Here is a 13,400-nt window from a genome sequence, read left to right as displayed (position 1 = left end):
CAGATATGGGATTATAAAAACCATATCGACCCGTATTATGTAAAAGTAAATTACGTTTACAGCACGTTTATGATTTTATATCAGAGCAAATTTTGATTACTTGACTCGCCAATACGCCATCTCGCAAGTAATTACAAACATCCTAAGGATCTTTGTAATAAACTGCGTATGTCACAACCGTTGTACTGAATGCTACTTTAACAGCCCTATATTTGCTTTTTAAAAACACTTAGATTCCACATTGCCATTTTAGTTGTAATAAGATATGTCATTTAAAAAGTTGCATCCCCACTTACTGGAAAGATTAGAAATATTTTCCATAGAAAATCCTACGCCTTTTCAAAAAAAGAGCATTCCTGTTATAAAAAGTGGCGCTAATGTATATTGCACGGCTCCCAAAGACAGTGGAAAAACTACAACTCTAATACTTACTACCCTTCAAAAACTGAAGTGTGAGGCTGAGGGAAAAGCCCCAAGAGCCATTGTACTGGTTGAAAATAAAGAAAAAGCACTGGAATTATACGCTGCGTTTTTGACATACACAAAGTATAGTTCACTAAGAGTCTATGTAGGATATTCCCAGCTGCATATTGATGTTCAAAAGTCGGAGATATTTGAAGGTATAGACATCCTAATTACCACGCCAAGATCCTTACACAAATTGTTTTTATTAAATGGCGTAAATACTGCCCAATTAAAGATATGTTCTATAGATGATGGGGATTTTCTACTACAAAAACCGGAGTATACCGCCATGCTTGCGATTACCCAAAGCATAAAAAAATGTCAGTATGTATTATATTCAGAACGTTTGCATCCAAGGCTGAAACGCTTTGAGGAGTACTTTATGGAACGTGCACATTATGTTGGAAAAGCAAAGGAATAATTTCTATCCTATTCATTAGTAACCCTATTCCTCGAAACAAGGAGATAAGTGATTTCCTATACTATAGATACACGGATCTTTTTCTTTTTCAATCGTGAATTATTTAATTTTTCGACCAACTCATTGGCAATCGACACCGGCACGGCAACAAAGGCACAATCTTGTTTTAGTTCAATTACACCTAATTGGTCTTTGTTGATTTCGCCTTGTTTAAAAAACAGTCCGGCGATATCCCCCTTGGAGATTTTATCTTTTCTCCCCCCGGAAATAAACAAGGTTTCCCAAAATTGTGACTTAACAGGTGCTTTATTTGAAATGTTTATCGGCTTCTCATTTTTTATAAACCCGGGTAAGCGTCCCTTTGCCCAATGCAAAACATAGGCCGTGCCTTTAGAATTTACCCGTGCTGTTCTGCCATTTCTGTGCGTAAACTCTTCTACAGTCCTGGGCAGTTCATAATGAATAATATAGTTCATTTCCGGTATGTCTATTCCCCTGGCTGCCAAATCAGTGGCGATAAGCACCAGACAGGTACCGTTTCTAAATTTTATTAAAGAGCGTTCTCTGTCTCGTTGCTCCATCCCACCAGAAAAACAAGCATAGGTAATGCCGTGTTTCTCCATATACCCACTTACCAAATCAATGCTTTCTCTTAAATTACAAAAAATGATGCCACGTTCATTGCCAATATGTTGTAACAAATCTACCAGGGTTGACAACTTATTTTTATCTGCAGCAACTACTATTTTAATGGCTAGTTTAGATTCATTTTTGTCTTTTAGATAATTGATTGTCAAAGGTTTATCTAACCTCACAAAACCTGGTACTTGAACCCCCATAGTGGCAGAAGTCAGAATACGTTTGTTTACGTGAAGTAGTTGACTAATGATCTCACTCATCTCCTCCTCAAAGCCTGTTTCCAGTGACTTATCAAATTCATCTAATACCAGTGTTTTAATGCTGGTTTTTAAAAAACGGCCACTCCTGAAATGATCTGCAATTCTGCCCGGAGTTCCTATTAAAATAGCCGGAATATGTTTTAGTTCAATTTTATCTTTAGACATGGGTCGGCCTCCATAAACGGCATTTATCTTAAACCCTGATCCCATATTTCTGACTACTTGTTCAATTTGTATAGCCAGTTCCCGGGAAGGTACCAGGATCAATGCCTGTACTTGAGTACATTCCGGATCCAGTGATTCAATAATAGGCAATAGAAAAGCTAAAGTCTTGCCTGTACCCGTTGGGGAAAGGAGTATGGTATTCGTTGTTTTATTAATAACCGAAATAGCTTCTTCCTGCATCGGATTCAATGCAGCTATTTTTAACTTCTCTAAAATATCTTGTTGTTCTCTAATGCTATTAGCCATAAGGATTACTTCTTTAGGGAAGTGGGTGTTTGTGAATGTGCTGCACTCTTTTGTGATAAAGTGTCTGCTATTACTTTTTCTATCAATTCTTCTTTCGTTAAATGATGGAACAGGATTTTTATTTTTTCTTTAGTTTCATTGGAAACAGTTCGGTTAGGCTTTGTCTTAAAAACTTTTTTAGCCCACAACACCAAATTAGTTTCCTCCCTTTTTTCAGGGTTTTGCTTTTTAATTTCACTGAAAACAAGTCCTAACTCTTTTTCAAATTCAGGAATTTTGTTGAGTTCTTCTTCTTGTATGACACTAAGGGAGAGCCCCTCTGCTCCTGCCCTGGCCGTTCTGCCACTTCTGTGCACATAGGCTTCATAGGTGTCTGGCAGGTGGTAATTAACAACGTATGAGGTTTCCTTTACATCAATACCTCTAGCTGCCAGGTCGGTAGCTATAAGAATATCTATAAATCCTTCCCGGAATTGCCCCATGATCCGGTCGCGTATTCCCTGAGATAAACTGCCGTGAATAGCGCCAGATGAGATTTTGTTGATGGCGAGTTTCTTTGCCAATTTATTTACCGCTGCCTTGGTTCTGCAGAAAATAATGCCTCGCTCTCCTTCTTTGGCATTGAGAAAGTGAAGCAATACTTCTAGTTTTTCTATGGGGTCAACAACCACGTATTGATGCGTTATCCCCTGGTGCCCCATCTGTGCCATATTTGCTTCCAGATGCACCACGTGTTTTGACATAAAATTCTGAATCAATTGTTTCACAGTGCCGGGCATGGTGGCCGTAAAGAGTATGGTTCTACGCGATTTTGGAATTTCCGAAACAATGATATCCAGATCTTTCTTCAAGGCACTTACCATCTCATCTGCTTCATCTAACACTAAATATTTTATGTTTTGAATGCTGACAGCTTTCCGCTGAACTAAGTCAATTAATCGCCCCGGCGTTGCCACCAGAATATGTGTAGTTTCTTTTAAACGTTCAATTTGAGGTTTAATGGGAATGCCTCCACAAACGGAAGCAACAGATATAGCTGGAGAATGAGCCGCGAAAGACAGCAAATTCGTATAAATTTGGTGCCCTAATTCTCGCGTAGGTGCCAGAATAACGACCTGTACCTCCGCATTAGCTGTATTGATCAATTGTAGTAAAGGCAGACCGAAGGCCGCAGTTTTGCCTGTGCCTGTTTTGGCCAATGCAACCACATCTTCTTTTTGATGTAATAGCACCGGAATTGTTTTCTTTTGAATATCTGTGGGTTCGGAAATATGCAAATCGGCTAAGCTTTGAAGAAGCTGTTTGTTAATTCCTAAATCGGCGAACTGTTTTGACATAAAATAGATTTTGGCAAATATAGGTACATGAAGCCCGGGAATCGTATTTATGTAGCGCTTCGTGAATTGGGTTCTTGCAAAATTTGCTATATTTAATAGCATTAAGTAGATAATACGCGTTTACTTAATTTTATAAACCCTAAAACATTCATTATTATGAACCGTTTAAAAAAATTCAAGTTCACAGCCTTGGTGGCTCTTTTGTTCCTTTTTATAGGAGCCGGTGCTATGAGCTCCTGCCGGGATACCAAGAAGAAAGAAGACACTGAAATGTCTGAGGAACATGCCGAAAGTGAAGAACATCCAGAAGGTGAAGAACATCCTACGGAAGAAGGCGAAGAGCATCCTACCGAAGAAGGTAGCGAACATCCTGAAGGCGAACATCCTACCAAAAAGGATTCTGTGGGGAGTTAATGGCTTAACCCATGTTTACATGGCCTGCTCCGCCTTCCTTCGAAAAGAAAAAAATGTTTTTGGGAAGGCAGGGGTATTTCCTATTTCCATAACCGGATATGCAAGAAAGTTGATAGGTCCGCCCTGGGGTCCCGGGTCCAAATGCAGATCCCGTCCCTGAGTAAATTCTATTCGATTCGCCGGGTGCCGGCCAAAATAGTAAGTAGCCAGGGCCGTATATTTATTGGCTTCACTGATATCTACAGGCCACCATTTCCCTTCGGCATAAAATTCTGCCCAACAGTGATAGCCATCAATACCTCCTTCGTCTCTGTCTGAGGGAATGGAGGCACCTACCGCAAAGCGCGATGGAATGCCCGCAGATCTGGCCAGCGAAATAAACAACGAATGGAACTCCGTACAGTTGCCGGTTAAGGCATCGCAGGCGTAGACCGAATCCCCGGTGCCGTAGGTCCCTGCCTTTATATATTTCATAGTATCTATAATATAATCATACAGGGCCCTGGCCTGCATAATGGTGCCTTCTTTGTGTTTATCCCCAATAATGGAATCGGCCAGCACCTGAAAGCGGTCCCCTACGGGCATCAGTAAATTGGCATTGAGGTATCTGGCTACGTCCGCTTCGTCTTCATAGGGGTGTTTCTCCTGCCGTACTACATCGTAGAGCAGTTCCACTTTTTTACCGCTCTCCTCAGGGCTTAGTTCCATATACAAAACGGAATTGCCGTGATAGGTTTCTGTAAGCATCTTATGGGCCACCGGACTTTTAATTTCTTTAATCTCGATCTGTTGAAATCGATCACTTTGTGGTACCGGTATCCAAATTTTTGCAGCTTCTGTGATCTCCGGGAGGGTTACTTCATAGCTAAATTCAAACTGGTCCTCCCCTTCTTTAATGCCTAGCAGATCATTGGAGGCGCTCTCCAACGGCAAACGGTACCAGGTCTTGTCCTTCCGTTGTTTCCAGGTATAAAATGGCTTGCCGTTAAGTTTGTGCAGCGTTGTTTCGGTTACCGTCATGTTTCCCGGATCGCCTTCCAGGAAAAAATCCACATCATAGACATCCCCGCTTACATCAGCCAGGTCTACACAGGCAAAATGCCGTTGTGGCCCCAGGTTAGACAGGTATTCTGTATGTACGCGTACTAATTGCAGTCGTAATTCCTGGTCTTCAGTACTCAGATTAAAATACCCACCCCCCTCTGCTACTTTTTTATCAATATTGGCTTTAATGCCGGCCTCTATATCTGCGGTAACTACCTTGGGGACGGTATTGGCTGCAAGCTCTTTTTCTTCTGTTTTTTGCTTCGCACCATAATTGCAGGAAATAAGCGTTGCAAATACAAAGGCAAAAATAATTCGGAATTTTTTCATGCTGTGAACTAATTAATGGCGGTATGAATTTACGAAACTAGATATGGAATAAGGGATTCAGGCTACAACTATTTTGGGAATATGGTTTATGAATATAAAATACCCGAAAATCAAGTGCCAGAGTGCAAGCCAATGAACATTTAATGTATTATTTCAATTCTTTTATCTTGTTACTGACTTCGCCGCCCAATTGGTGATGGTTTCCAAATAGCCCTCCTGATAGAGCCAGCCTTCATAAGGGCCATCTTCCAAACCCCATTTAAAAAGATAGTGACTAGCCTCCGGAAACACTTTTAGCTGGATATCTTTTTGGTTTGTTTGCCTGAACACTTTTAGAAAATCTACAACCTCCTGGGTTGGAATGTTTTTATCCTTCCCTGCCATTACGTATAGCATAGGCAGGTCTATCTTTTCTAAAAACGGTAAAGGATCATACCCAAAATTAAACCCTCGTGCTGCATATTTTAAGGAGTCGTATGCCGCCAGTTCCTTATACTGAAACCATTTTCCTAGTCGTTCATCACCATGCGCTTCTTTTAGTCTTGCGTTGATCTCTTCTCGCTCCTCACCTTTGGCTAGCGCAGGGTCTTTGGATACCGCAATATAATACTGCCATATCTGTCTTGTAAGTGGCAGGATATCCTCCATTATTTCCATTTCAGTAAAACCTTCGGTAAGCGCATCCATTTTAACTTCATGAATTACGGTATTTTCAAAAGAAAGAGGAGAACTAACACGGTTAATTATAAATTTTATGTGCCTGTCTAAAAAAGCCAGTTCCGGAGTAAACCATCCGGATTCACTCACGCCCATAAGACCAATATTTTGTTGGTCTATGTCTTGTTGGTTTCTTAAGAAATTGATGGCTGCATAGGCGTCATTGACAAGATCTTTATAGGTAAAATAATCATAGTTGAACCCATCATTTCCCGAACCTCTTTTGGTGTATACCAGCACGGCAAAGCCCTTTTCTAAAAAGGCATTGGCGTGGAATCTAAAAAAAGCCTTGTTATGATGTTGGTGGCTCCCTCCTGCCCCATGAAGCAGGATAATGGCCGGATGTGGCCCAGTAGTATCGGGTTTTAGCAGCAAGCCTCTGAGCTCAATATCTGATGTAAAATAAATTTCCTGTTTTACACCCCGGAATTGGGCTTTATAGAAATAAAAGCCAACTAATAGCACCAGAATACCAAGGGGAACCCAAAACCATTTGGATGTGATTACTTTTTTCATTGATTGTTTGATTGATGAATATTATAATGTATTTCCTATTTTTTTGAGTTCTAGCCAGTTCTAACTGGCTATTCTTTTGATTTGGACACCTCCATTGTCTGTAACATTTCCCTTGCATGAACCCCTATAGCTCCTTCCGGATCAAGGGCGATGGCTTTGTTGTATAATTCCACTGCCTTGGTTGTGTCTCCTGATTTCCAATAGGCTTCAGCGAGACTATCCCAGGCGTTGGCAGATTTGGGGAAAAGTTCAGTGTTTAGTTTAAAAATAAAAAGGGCTTCCTCGAACTGTTTTGACGACATCATAGCGTACCCTGCCTTGTTAAATTCCCCTTCAAAGTCGAAAAACTTATAAGAGGGATCTTTTAGCATCCTTGCTGCCTCTGGCTGTATTTGATCATACTTACCATTGGTAAACAAAGTGGTGAAATAGTTCATAGGGTCCACTATAAAATTAGTATCAGAATACGCCAGGGCCGCTTCTAATGCCGGATCCTGATTGGTACGGTATTGTTCAAAGGTAAGTCCGGTTGCGATATGAGGGTATAGCGCAGGCCTGTTCTCCCACTGTGGTTTGTCTTGCCACCAGGCAAAGGACATATAGGCATTTAATTGCGTATTTGGCAGGGTAACCGGACTATTATCCCCATAAAAATTGATGTTCTCCGCGGTAGGCTCGCCTACGAAGATGGCATTGGTATACGTATGCAATTCATTTACCAGATTCTGGCAGGCAGAAAAGGTCCTGCGCCCAATGATGACCATAAATTTCCCGGGTTTGTTTATCTTACTGGCAATGACCCCGGTGACCACTGGTTTGTTTTTATAATTGTTCCCACCCCCGTTTAAACGGACATCCAGGATGAGTTTATCTACCTCATTCTTGTCTATAAAATCGAATACCTCCGCATAGAATTCCGGAATAGACTGTAAGGAATCATCTTGTATCTGGCTTTGACGAACGTATACGGTTTTTTTATCCTCTAGGTATTCATAATAATAGATCTTCTCCAGATTTTTTAGGTATAAGGGAGTTTGGGTAAGGTCGCGCGACTCCAGCCATTCCGCACCGGGCACCACCATTCCATACTGCCTCGCTGGTCTATTAAAAGGGACTGCTTCTAGCTGTTGTTGAAACTTCATTCCGTCTTTTTCCAGGAAAAATTCTATGGAAGTAGACATCTCCTTAATCACTCCCTGGGCATGTAAAAACTCCGGGAAATTAAGGTAGTGGAGCCCGTAAGCCTTCAAATAAGAGTCATTTTCTGCCGGAACTACCGGACGCATTGCCTTTAGAACATCTTTTACAGGCATCCCTTCTATTGCCAATAGTTTTGCCCCTAAAATATTTGGATAGTCTTTATGTACCCCTTGAACAAAGATGCCGTCATCGTATTCGTAAAGTACTACTTGTAACTGATGGATAGGTATTTTCTCCTCCCAATACCCCAGAATAGTATGCCCGTATTCGAACATGGCTACCAAACGGGCCAGACCTACCAGCACCTCATGGTCTGCCAATTGAGGGATGGCCTGGTATAATTTCTCTACCTCTGCATCAAAATCCTCTGCTGTGGTCTTTTTAAATAGGAAAGGGAAATCTTTATGGACCGTTTTCTGAAGAAAGCGAATGTCTTCCCGGTATTGTTCTGTTGTAAAGGTAATTTGTGCACTTAGGGCAAAGAAAATAAAGAATAGGAATACATTGCACAATGCATTCTTAATGGGTAGGCGGGTAATTACCATGGCAGTTAAGTTTCGTTATACTCATTATATAATAGGACAACAAACGGATCCAAATGTTACACTTTTAGCATAATTCTACCCTACTTTCTCCAAACCAATTTTTTTAAAGATTTACAGATGGGTGGCTGCTGTGAGCTGCATAGGTTTTTAATCTGTCAACATCTTGGGATTCGGGTAATTGTCCGATTGGTCTTCGATCCGTTCATCGAGGCAGACGAAATCTTTTTCCAACAGCAGGTGTAAGCTGTTATTATCTAAAGCTACAGTGGTTTCGAACCCCACAGTTTCATTGGAATCCCATCCCTTAATTTTCTGATCGCTAATGTTTATAAGAATGGTATGATCCTTATAATTGGCTTCCAAAGATTCCATCTTCTTGCTTTGAACGGCATATTTGAATACCTGATCTCCAATATGCGTGATCTCTTCTATATATCCTTTTTTACATAAGGTTTCCACCTCTGTTTTGGTAAGTCGGAACCTAATGGAATCTCCTTTTATTCTAATTTTCATGATAACAATAGCTTTTGATCCTAAAGTTACAATTAATTCAGTTTTACTTGAGGAACATATTATATTTAATAAGAGATGATAACCCCGCAAAATCTTGTAAAACGAGTATCTTGCCAGCTGAATGAGAATAGTCATCACTCTGCGGATTCTATTAGTTACAGGTATGCTGCTTGGAGGTAGTCTGTCTCTGGTTGCCCAGGATTATATAGACCTTGCTACCTTTTCTTATACCACTGCACTTAACAGATCTTTTGAAGATACGCCAGATGATAAGGCCATTCAGGAATGGAATTTGAATCTCGATTTCCCTATAGTTTTGGATCCAAAGAACGCATTGATCACCGGAATTACGGCGGGAAGCATTGGATTAGGCCTTTACCCCTCTACCATGCCCAGGACAACTCTATATGCCCTTAGTTTGAGATTAGGATGGAATACCATTTATTCTGAACAATGGAGCGGGACCTATCTGCTTATTCCCAAGGTTGCCTCCGATTTTAGTTCGGGATTTTCTAGAGGAAAACAGCTGGGAGCCATTGGTTTGCTGACAAATACTAAAACAAACCGACTAAAATACACCTATGGTCTCTATCTTAATAGAGAGGAATTTGGGTTGTTGGTAGTACCCATTTTTGGGATCTATTATAAAAGTGCAAACAACCTTTTTGAGGCCAATGTTTTGTTGCCTGTAAAAGTGGATCTGAATTATGAACTTAGTGCTACTACCTCGGCCGGACTCCGGTTCGACGGCTTGGGAACGAGTTATGATATTCAAAACCCCGGTTTTAGTGATCACTATGTTACCAGGGCTTCTAATGAACTATATGTGTATGGGCAGCTAAAGCTCACACCCTCGCTTCTATTGCGAGCCAAAATTGGCCATGCCTTCTTTAGAAATTACAAGGTGTACGATTCGGACGATACTATTGATTTGTCTCTGGTAGGTATCTTCTTCGGGGAAGACAGAACAATTTTGAACAGTGATGTTGGTGATGGGTTTCAGTTTAAAACAGAATTGGTCTACCGCTTTGATCTGTCGAAAAAGCAGAAATAATCTGTACTTTTAGGTAAATTCCTTTTAATGAAAAATCTGATAAGAGCCATTGTAGCCGGCATTGGTGCCAAAAAAATTGGCGGTGGTCGTTGCGGGTGTATAGGTACTGTGGTGGTCTTTCTTATTTTGTATTGGCTGCTGGGATACGTCTTTAAGGTATTCTAAGGTTTAATACTTCAGAATCCGCTACTTTTGCGGGATGAAATTAAAAAGGCGTTCCCAACTCGAATTTGTAGGTCTTATGGCGGCATTGATGTCTATTGCTGCGCTTGCTTTGGACGCCTTACTACCCGCTTTAGATATTATTGGAATTTCCGTAGGAACTACAAGCCTTTCACAAAATCAACTACTTATTACTATCTTCTTTTTGGGCCTTGGTGTTGGGCCTTTGCTCTTTGGGCCTATCTCGGATAGTATTGGACGAAAACCGGTGGTTTATATGGGCTTTACCCTTTTTATAGGGGCTAGTATTCTGTGCGTCTATGCCCCGAATTTTGAAATGATGATCACCGGACGAATACTGCAAGGTATTGCCCTTTCTGCCCCAAGGACTATTAGTGTAGCTATGATCCGCGACAGGTATAGCGGGGATCAAATGGCCAGGATCTTGTCTTTTGTGGTTGTGGTCTTTATTTTAGTGCCTATTGTAGCGCCCACCTTGGGGAAATGGGTATTAGATGCATTTGGCTGGGAGGCCATTTTTCATGTACAGGTATTATTTTCCATAGTGGTTGCCTTTTGGTTCTGGAAACGACAACCTGAAACCCTGGCCGTTGAAAACCGCACCTCTTTTAGGATGAATGTATTTGTGAACGGGTATAGAGAGTTGCTGAACTATAAGCAAACCATGGTGTTTACCTTTATTTGGGGATTTATCACCGGCTCATTTTTGGTATATCTAAGTACGTCACAACAGATTTTTGAGGAGCAATATCTAATGAAGGAATCCTTCCCCTATATTTTTGCAACCCTGGCCATTACCATAGGCACTGCTACACTATTGAATGGCACTTTGGTACTTCGTTTTGGCATGTTACGTTTGATTACCGTAGCAATGGCCTTTTATATATTGATCCCCCTTATCTATGTAATCATATATCAATCCGGGGTAAATCCGCCGTATTGGGTGGTCTTGTTTTTCTTTGCACTCGAGTTTTTTGCTGTTGGTTTTATTTTCGGGAATTTACGCGCCTTGGCTATGCAGCCGTTAGGACACATAGCAGGAATTGGGGCGGCTTTAACAGGATGCCTGGCTACCTTAATGGCCGTCCCTATTAGCGCTTTTATCGGAAGTTTCGTAAAAGATTCCGTTTTGCCTGTATTTATTGGGTTCCTGGCATGTGGTGTCATTTCCTATGTTATTCTCGGGTATTTTTATCTTTCAAAAAGACAATTTTTAAAGCTTTAAATCGGGAGAGAATCCTATCTTGTATAATGTTTTTATGTCAAAAGATGTTGTGTATCTTTTGAATTAAATTTTTGTGGATGCTCGTTTGGATTGCCTTTATTACCCTAATCATAATCTTTCTTGCTTTAGATCTTGGCGTATTTAACAAACACGACCATGTTATACGGAGCAAAGAAGCGAGTTTATGGACGGCCTTGTGGGTAACCGTAGCCCTCAGTTTTAGCGGCGTTATCTATTGGTTGTTCTCTGAAGGACTTGTAGACAACCCAACCCAAATGACACCTAATGCTGCCGTAATAAATTACATCACGGGCTATCTTATTGAGTTATCACTTAGCATAGACAACGTCTTTGTGATCGCCGTCATCTTTTCTGCCTTCAGTATTCCCCCTATCTACCAGCACAGGGTTCTTTTTTGGGGTATTTTAGGGGCAATCGTTTTCAGGGCCTTGATGATCCTTTTCGGGATAACCCTTATTAATAGATTCGACTGGATCATCTATGTCTTTGGGGTTTTCTTGCTATATACGGCCTACAAGATGTTTAAATCGGAAAGCATCAAATTTGATCCAAAAAATGCCCTTGCCTTTAAATATCTCAGGAAATTATACCCCCTTACAACCCATATGAATGGGCATCATTTTTTTATAAGGCGGATGGGGATTAAGGCGGCCACACCACTTTTTGTGGCGCTTATTGTTATTGAATTAACAGACATAATGTTTGCACTAGACAGTATTCCTGCAATTCTGGCAATCACTGCAGATCCCTTTATCGTTTTCAGCTCAAATATTATGGCAATTCTTGGACTTAGGTCCATGTATTTTCTAGTATCCAGAATGCTGAGTAAATTCAGATTTATTAATTACAGTTTGGTAGTGATCTTAGGTTTTGTGGGCCTAAAAATGCTGGCAGCAGAATATGTACATATCCCGTCATGGATTTCATTATTGCTGATAGTAGTATCCCTGTCTTCGGGAATCATTTTTTCTATGTTGATTTCAGAGAAAACTCCAAAGTAAGAAACAGAAGTAGAACAAATCAACTGTGGATCTTTGCCTTTCCAATATAGGCAAGGATCTCATGTTCTAATTGAATAACCTTATCGAACTGGCTTTGGTATTCCACCAGGTATTCATGCGAACTTTTATTGGAGGTATGGATCCCTGAAATTAACTTGTCATTCTCTTGCATAAGTTCATGGAGTGACCATTTTAACTCCTCCATTTGCTTGTATAATTTTTCAGTTTTGGGAACACAGTGATAAGATCCAAGTTGATGGGAGAGAGATAATAGGTAGCGTTGTTGCCTTTCCAGATAATGGATATGCGGTATTGAGGTTTTTTTACTTTTAACGGGTGAAGATGATTCTTTGATTTCCATGACGCACAGCTTAAAGAAATTGGAGACCTGACACAGGCTCTTTTAAGGTACGAAATTTCGACTATTCTTTGTCAAAAATTAACACAGAATTGACACCCGATCTATGCGGTCACCAAAAAAACATTGCAGAATACAATAACTACAAGTAGGTGATATTTAGCCCTGACATTCCTTACTTTAATTTGGAAGATATAATGTTTAAGGCATCTTGCACCGTTTGCATACTGTCCATGTCCTCATTTTCGAGTGTAATGTCGAAAGCATCTTCTACATCTAGCACAATGTCTACTAAATTCGCAGAATTGATGTTTAAGTCTTTTATAAAATTGCTTTGCGGTTCTATGGCATCGGCAGAAACATCTTCGGGTAAATAAGGTGAGATTATAGTCGTGAGTTGGGTATATCGATCCTCTTTTGTCATGAATTAATCATTTAGTCGTTTAAAAATAACACATGCATTTACATCTCCAAAGCCAAAACTGGCTTTTGCGATCACTTGGGGAGCTTTTGCTAAGGTCTGTTGCAGCACTCTGGATGGATCAATAATTTGGGATATCTCCGGATGTAAGTCTTCACAATTAGCATTGCCGTATATTTTTCCGTTTGAGATCTGCAAAACAGAACCAACACATTCAATACTTCCTGCAGCAGCCAGGCAATGACCTAGTAGACCTTTAAATGAA

Annotated in this window: 14 protein-coding genes and 1 pseudogene; 6 read left to right on the top strand and 9 right to left on the bottom strand. The window is 40.5% G+C overall.

The features are described from left to right. Positions 1 to 265: 265 nt before the first annotated feature. Positions 266 to 886: a DEAD/DEAH box helicase gene (locus tag Q0X72_RS10375; RefSeq protein ID WP_297764926.1), complete on the top strand. Its 621-nt coding sequence runs from the start codon at positions 266 to 268 to the stop codon at positions 884 to 886. A 56-nt stretch (positions 887 to 942) separates the two neighbouring features. Here the strand turns inward: Q0X72_RS10375 and Q0X72_RS10370 are convergent, their stop codons facing one another. Both Q0X72_RS10370 and Q0X72_RS10365 read right to left on the bottom strand, forming a co-directional pair. Continuing rightward, the gene (locus Q0X72_RS10370) at positions 943 to 2,256 is read right to left on the bottom strand and encodes a DEAD/DEAH box helicase (protein ID WP_297764923.1); all 1,314 of its coding nucleotides are present in this window, start codon (positions 2,254 to 2,256) and stop codon (positions 943 to 945) included. A 5-nt stretch (positions 2,257 to 2,261) separates the two neighbouring features. Further along, complete coding sequence (locus Q0X72_RS10365) at positions 2,262 to 3,593, bottom strand: DEAD/DEAH box helicase (protein WP_297764920.1); 1,332 nt, start codon at positions 3,591 to 3,593, stop codon at positions 2,262 to 2,264. Positions 3,594 to 3,749: 156 nt separating this feature from the next. On the opposite strand from Q0X72_RS10365, the gene Q0X72_RS10360 reads away from it, so the two are divergent. After that, positions 3,750 to 4,007, top strand: a complete 258-nt coding sequence (locus Q0X72_RS10360) for a hypothetical protein (RefSeq protein WP_297764917.1) — start codon at positions 3,750 to 3,752, stop codon at positions 4,005 to 4,007. Positions 4,008 to 4,022: 15 nt separating this feature from the next. Here the strand turns inward: Q0X72_RS10360 and Q0X72_RS10355 are convergent, their stop codons facing one another. The 4 genes from Q0X72_RS10355 to Q0X72_RS10340 form a co-directional block, all read right to left on the bottom strand. Then, positions 4,023 to 5,381 (bottom strand): transglutaminase-like domain-containing protein, encoded by a 1,359-nt coding sequence (locus tag Q0X72_RS10355; protein WP_297764914.1) that lies wholly within the window; start codon positions 5,379 to 5,381, stop codon positions 4,023 to 4,025. Between the two features lie 162 nt (positions 5,382 to 5,543). Further along, positions 5,544 to 6,614: an alpha/beta fold hydrolase gene (locus tag Q0X72_RS10350; protein ID WP_297764911.1), complete on the bottom strand. Its 1,071-nt coding sequence runs from the start codon at positions 6,612 to 6,614 to the stop codon at positions 5,544 to 5,546. Positions 6,615 to 6,682: 68 nt separating this feature from the next. Further along, positions 6,683 to 8,359, bottom strand: a complete 1,677-nt coding sequence (locus Q0X72_RS10345) for a tetratricopeptide repeat protein (protein WP_297764909.1) — start codon at positions 8,357 to 8,359, stop codon at positions 6,683 to 6,685. A gap of 147 nt (positions 8,360 to 8,506) precedes the next feature. Next, positions 8,507 to 8,872, bottom strand: coding sequence for a hypothetical protein (locus tag Q0X72_RS10340; protein ID WP_297764906.1), 366 nt, complete (start codon positions 8,870 to 8,872; stop codon positions 8,507 to 8,509). Between the two features lie 121 nt (positions 8,873 to 8,993). Here Q0X72_RS10340 and Q0X72_RS10335 point away from each other — a divergent pair, with 121 nt between their 5' ends. The 4 genes from Q0X72_RS10335 (at position 8,994) to Q0X72_RS10320 (ending at position 12,356) form a co-directional block, all read left to right on the top strand. After that, positions 8,994 to 9,926, top strand: a complete 933-nt coding sequence (locus Q0X72_RS10335) for a DUF6268 family outer membrane beta-barrel protein (RefSeq protein ID WP_297764903.1) — start codon at positions 8,994 to 8,996, stop codon at positions 9,924 to 9,926. Positions 9,927 to 9,953: 27 nt separating this feature from the next. Then, on the top strand, positions 9,954 to 10,091 hold the full coding sequence (locus Q0X72_RS10330) for a hypothetical protein (protein ID WP_297764900.1): 138 nt from the start codon (positions 9,954 to 9,956) through the stop codon (positions 10,089 to 10,091). Between the two features lie 34 nt (positions 10,092 to 10,125). Beyond that, positions 10,126 to 11,334, top strand: coding sequence for a multidrug effflux MFS transporter (locus Q0X72_RS10325; RefSeq protein WP_297764898.1), 1,209 nt, complete (start codon positions 10,126 to 10,128; stop codon positions 11,332 to 11,334). 77 nt (positions 11,335 to 11,411) lie between these two features. Beyond that, positions 11,412 to 12,356, top strand: a complete 945-nt coding sequence (locus Q0X72_RS10320) for a TerC family protein (RefSeq protein WP_297764896.1) — start codon at positions 11,412 to 11,414, stop codon at positions 12,354 to 12,356. Between the two features lie 19 nt (positions 12,357 to 12,375). Here the strand turns inward: Q0X72_RS10320 and Q0X72_RS10315 are convergent, their stop codons facing one another. From Q0X72_RS10315 to Q0X72_RS10305, 3 genes and pseudogenes are all read right to left on the bottom strand, one after another. Further along, positions 12,376 to 12,717 (bottom strand): hypothetical protein, encoded by a 342-nt coding sequence (locus tag Q0X72_RS10315; protein ID WP_297764894.1) that lies wholly within the window; start codon positions 12,715 to 12,717, stop codon positions 12,376 to 12,378. Positions 12,718 to 12,889: 172 nt separating this feature from the next. Then, positions 12,890 to 13,138: a phosphopantetheine-binding protein gene (locus Q0X72_RS10310; RefSeq protein ID WP_297764891.1), complete on the bottom strand. Its 249-nt coding sequence runs from the start codon at positions 13,136 to 13,138 to the stop codon at positions 12,890 to 12,892. A 3-nt stretch (positions 13,139 to 13,141) separates the two neighbouring features. Continuing rightward, a pseudogene (locus tag Q0X72_RS10305) lies at positions 13,142 to 13,400 on the bottom strand (beta-ketoacyl-[acyl-carrier-protein] synthase family protein); the annotation flags it as partial.

The sequence above is a fragment of the uncultured Muriicola sp. genome (assembly GCF_947258935.1).
Taxonomy (GTDB): domain Bacteria; phylum Bacteroidota; class Bacteroidia; order Flavobacteriales; family Flavobacteriaceae; genus Muriicola.
The sequence above is the reverse complement of the archived record's forward strand: the minus strand, read 5'-3'. Positions and strand labels throughout refer to the sequence as shown.

What these genes read in the sequence shown, in the direction of transcription:
- Q0X72_RS10315 (WP_297764894.1), bottom strand. Translation starts at nt 12,717, where the DNA reads ATGGAAATCAAAGAATCATCTTCACCCGTTAAAAGTAAAAAAACCTCA.
- Q0X72_RS10320 (WP_297764896.1), top strand. Translation starts at nt 11,412, where the DNA reads ATGCTCGTTTGGATTGCCTTTATTACCCTAATCATAATCTTTCTTGCT.
- Q0X72_RS10360 (WP_297764917.1), top strand. Translation starts at nt 3,750, where the DNA reads ATGAACCGTTTAAAAAAATTCAAGTTCACAGCCTTGGTGGCTCTTTTG.
- Q0X72_RS10330 (WP_297764900.1), top strand. Translation starts at nt 9,954, where the DNA reads ATGAAAAATCTGATAAGAGCCATTGTAGCCGGCATTGGTGCCAAAAAA.
- Q0X72_RS10310 (WP_297764891.1), bottom strand. Translation starts at nt 13,138, where the DNA reads ATGACAAAAGAGGATCGATATACCCAACTCACGACTATAATCTCACCT.
- Q0X72_RS10325 (WP_297764898.1), top strand. Translation starts at nt 10,126, where the DNA reads ATGAAATTAAAAAGGCGTTCCCAACTCGAATTTGTAGGTCTTATGGCG.
- Q0X72_RS10370 (WP_297764923.1), bottom strand. Translation starts at nt 2,256, where the DNA reads ATGGCTAATAGCATTAGAGAACAACAAGATATTTTAGAGAAGTTAAAA.
- Q0X72_RS10340 (WP_297764906.1), bottom strand. Translation starts at nt 8,872, where the DNA reads ATGAAAATTAGAATAAAAGGAGATTCCATTAGGTTCCGACTTACCAAA.
- Q0X72_RS10335 (WP_297764903.1), top strand. Translation starts at nt 8,994, where the DNA reads ATGAGAATAGTCATCACTCTGCGGATTCTATTAGTTACAGGTATGCTG.
- Q0X72_RS10345 (WP_297764909.1), bottom strand. Translation starts at nt 8,359, where the DNA reads ATGGTAATTACCCGCCTACCCATTAAGAATGCATTGTGCAATGTATTC.
- Q0X72_RS10365 (WP_297764920.1), bottom strand. Translation starts at nt 3,593, where the DNA reads ATGTCAAAACAGTTCGCCGATTTAGGAATTAACAAACAGCTTCTTCAA.
- Q0X72_RS10355 (WP_297764914.1), bottom strand. Translation starts at nt 5,381, where the DNA reads ATGAAAAAATTCCGAATTATTTTTGCCTTTGTATTTGCAACGCTTATT.
- Q0X72_RS10350 (WP_297764911.1), bottom strand. Translation starts at nt 6,614, where the DNA reads ATGAAAAAAGTAATCACATCCAAATGGTTTTGGGTTCCCCTTGGTATT.
- Q0X72_RS10375 (WP_297764926.1), top strand. Translation starts at nt 266, where the DNA reads ATGTCATTTAAAAAGTTGCATCCCCACTTACTGGAAAGATTAGAAATA.